The sequence below is a fragment of the Pseudomonas viridiflava genome, assembly GCF_003702045.1.
Taxonomy (GTDB): domain Bacteria; phylum Pseudomonadota; class Gammaproteobacteria; order Pseudomonadales; family Pseudomonadaceae; genus Aquipseudomonas; species Aquipseudomonas viridiflava_C.
The window spans coordinates 1-1,774 of sequence record NZ_RBTP01000055.1 but is presented as its reverse complement, the minus strand read 5'-3'; the positions used below and the strand labels follow the sequence as shown (position 1 = coordinate 1,774).

Below are 1,774 nucleotides of genomic sequence, written 5' to 3'. Positions count from 1 at the left end.
CAGCATTTCCTGGGTCTTGGCTGTGCCCATGCCTACGCCGTCGTTGGTGTCATTGGTGACCACAAACAGATGGATGGAGCCATGTTCGGTAGGGTCACGGCCGTCGCAGGTTTGCGCTGCGGCGCATTTCTTGATCAGCTCAGCCAGCGGTGGCCAGCGGAAGTACTGGTTCTCGATGTAGATGAACTGGGTGACGTTGTTGGTCGCTACCAGATAGGCCGCCTGGATGTCCGAAATGGCTCGCTTGTAGCCACCGGTATCGCCCTTGTACTTGGGCGACCGGTTGAATTGGGTTTCCTTGTTCCAGGCAATGGCAAAGTTCTTGTGCAAGCCATACAGGGCCGGGCCGGACAGCATGCAGGAAGCTTCGCCTGCTGCGCTCGTGGCATTGGAGGGCATTTGCGGACAGTGAACTGCGTGGCATCTGATCATCCTTTTATCGCGGACAAGTCCGCTTCTGCTCCATGAATTTCAGTGGTCTATAAATCCTTGACCGAGCAGGTTTTGCATGCGCTGTTGATCGGTGGCGCATGCAAACCTTGAGTCAGGATATAGGTCGCTGACGTGTCACCTAGTCAATTTTTTTCGTACAGTGGTGATTCTGGTAACGGCTTGCCAGTCTTCGGATCGAGGAGCTTGGCTTTGGCCAGTTGTTCGATCAGGGCTTCGGTTGGTTTTGGTGGCTGCACGTTGGCCTTGCGCTCCTCGACCCATTTCAGCTTGCCGTCCCAAGCGGGAAGTTTGGCAGGTGGCAAGGGAACGATGTCGTTGATTTCGGGGACGGTGGGGTTGGCGTAGGACCAATCTGACAATACTTTCCAGATTTTCTTATAGCGATCTGCTCGCTCTAAATCTTCCTCTTGGCCTAGGTAATACAAACTATTGTCAGAATTTTGACTCTTGAAACCATTACCTAAGAAAGAAGGCGCGCTTTCATCTCCGCCTGCTACGCCAAGTTGGAACGCTTCAAGAGCTTTCTGATAGTTTTTGTGTATCATCATGTCATTTCCTAATGCTACGGCAGCGGCGCCATTGCCTTGCTCTGCCGCACACCATCGCATTTTACGAGCGATATCCGGGGCAGCGTTGAGGGGTTCTAATTTGTCAGCTACATAAGCTTGAGCTTGGGCGTTCCCTTCATCGGCTGCCTTTCGGTAGTAACGCAACGCCATTTCCGGATCCTGCTGTAGACCGGCGACACCCCTTTGGAGGTAAGTTGCGATTAAGTAGTAACCTGTGGCGACCTTTGCATCGATTAATTGCTGACTCAGACGCAGCACCTCTTCACCACTTAACTCGAATTGTCCTCGCGCCGTTCCGTTCTGCAGATTTACATTAGCCTTGTAGTGCTGGTTTTCAGCCGCAATTCGGTAAAGCCGTTCAACCTCGGCGTCAACAGTCTTGTCCTGCTTTAGCTGATTATTCTTCTGCAGCCAGCGAGCATAATGGAAAAGTACGTCAGCCTCCCGAGAGGCCGTCGGAATTTTTTCATGCACACAAGTAAACGCCAGTTTGGCATTAATGTGGTTCAGACTATCCAAGGAGACATCCTTTTTCTGTAAGGAATTTGCGTTAGCTGTGCTGCATACAAGAAGCAGGCTTGAAAACAGAAGAATCAGGCGCATCAGTCGAGGTCCTTGTAATTTGCTTCACCGTAATGGAATTCGACAAGTGAGGCTTCGGGCGCTTTATTATTTGACCTCAGCCTGTTGTTCCTTCCAATCAAGTCACGCCAAGCCGTAAAGGCCTCGGCGGGATCATCCTGCGCCCCCTT

General features: G+C 51.7%; 1 protein-coding gene and 1 pseudogene. Both read right to left on the bottom strand.

All coding sequences use genetic code 11. The features are described 5' to 3' along the window. Positions 1-237, bottom strand: a pseudogene (locus ALP40_RS26205) (phospholipase); the annotation flags it as partial. 338 nt (positions 238-575) lie between these two features. Then, positions 576-1,625 (bottom strand): sel1 repeat family protein, encoded by a 1,050-nt coding sequence (locus ALP40_RS17025; RefSeq protein WP_122209391.1) that lies wholly within the window; start codon positions 1,623-1,625, stop codon positions 576-578. Between the last annotated feature and the right edge of the window lie 149 nt (positions 1,626-1,774).

Coding starts and splice junctions, on each gene's coding strand:
- ALP40_RS17025 (WP_122209391.1), bottom strand. CDS start 1,625: ATGCGCCTGATTCTTCTGTTTTCAAGCCTGCTTCTTGTATGCAGCACA.